Origin of the sequence: Phytobacter sp. V69, from assembly GCF_965644215.1 — a bacterium.
In the GTDB taxonomy this organism is placed as follows: Bacteria; Pseudomonadota; Gammaproteobacteria; order Enterobacterales; family Enterobacteriaceae; genus Phytobacter.
Genome location: NZ_CBFFRL010000460.1, coordinates 1 through 857 on the forward strand (window position 1 = coordinate 1; position 857 = coordinate 857).

Sequence of the window (857 nt, forward strand, 5' to 3'; positions counted from 1 at the left end):
TTATCTTTCAATGGTCAAGCTGGGTTGCATCCGATTGTTTTACAAGAGGTTATGCAATTAAGGGACACAGCCTAGATCTAACCGAATGCCTAAACTCTATATTTCCCCTCACGCTCAATCAATGTTGATTAAGATAATCAACTGATAGATAGATCGCAAAATGGCCAGATATTGCCGGTGTTGTCACATGATGGCCGGAAATAAGGCTACTACCGCTTCGTTTGCTCATTACACGGCGTGTTTGGATACCGATAATGGAGAGTTGTCAACAAAGAAATGGCATCTATCGTTCATCCATCACACAACCGGACGCTTATGCGGAATATTTATATTGATTAATTTAATCAAGATTGATCCTGACAATGTCTTAACCTACCGTCAAATAAGTACTCATAACATTAAAAAGCGACAAATTGATTCACGGTAAAGAATGGCTGTTATTGCGGGCAGTGATAGCGACAGGGAAATTCATGACTACGTTGCGCGATTTTAATTATTCGCTACGGCAATGTATTGACTGAGTTTGCAATAACCGCGTTCTTCATAACAAATACCGGACATTTTAGTCGGATAGAACCCTTACCCAATAATTATTACCTCCCTGAAAATGCAGGTAGAGAAATATAAAAAACACCTACAAATCCATGAAGGACGAAAAATATGAACCATGTGCAACAACAAGAGCTTACCGAGGCAGCAATAGATGCCGACGTCGCAACACCACGAAAGGCAACACGTATTCGATATTACATGCTTGCCCTAATATTAGCGGCAACGATCATCGGCGGATTCAACTCCGAAGTGCAACGCTAAGCCGCCAATCTTAGCTCTGCAAACACCACAGACGGTTGCCTGAA

General features: G+C 41.5%; 1 protein-coding gene. It reads left to right on the top strand.

Annotation, left to right across the window (positions count from 1 at the left end; translation table 11 throughout):
• Positions 1–660: 660 nt before the first annotated feature.
• Positions 661–813, top strand: a complete 153-nt coding sequence (locus tag ACSZPU_RS25975; protein WP_499004494.1) for a hypothetical protein — start codon at positions 661–663, stop codon at positions 811–813.
• Positions 814–857: the final 44 nt, after the last annotated feature.

What these genes read in the sequence shown, in the direction of transcription:
- ACSZPU_RS25975 (WP_499004494.1), top strand. Translation starts at nt 661, where the DNA reads ATGAACCATGTGCAACAACAAGAGCTTACCGAGGCAGCAATAGATGCC.